This is a genomic window from Bowmanella dokdonensis, from assembly GCF_017254865.1.
Taxonomy (GTDB): Bacteria; Pseudomonadota; Gammaproteobacteria; order Enterobacterales; family Alteromonadaceae; genus Bowmanella; species Bowmanella dokdonensis.
The window spans coordinates 1-282 of record NZ_JAFKCV010000422.1 but is presented as its reverse complement, the minus strand read 5'-3'; the positions used below and the strand labels follow the sequence as shown (position 1 = coordinate 282).

At 52.1% G+C, this 282-nt stretch carries 1 pseudogene; it reads right to left on the bottom strand.

The features are described from left to right. Positions 1–174 precede the first annotated feature (174 nt). A pseudogene (locus J0A66_RS23505) lies at positions 175–282 on the bottom strand (VOC family protein); the annotation flags it as partial.

Here is a 282-nt window from a genome sequence, read left to right as displayed (position 1 = left end):
TTCAAAATACAAATAACCACAGAGGCGCAGAGAACACAGAGCAGATAAGGTGCCATTTCCGATCTACGAGCTTTTCTCAGCGCCATAGCGTCACTGCGAGAGGCCCTGCCTTGTCACTGTGCTTGCTACTGTGGGTTGGCATTGATTCCAACAGGAGTCTGACCGAGGTCAGAACTACACCCGCCAGGGCGGATTCAGGCGATTCTCTCCCGCATGGAAGAGTTTGATTTTATTGCCTGCCGGATCGTGGAGTATGGCTTCTCGCCATAGGTAGGGCATATC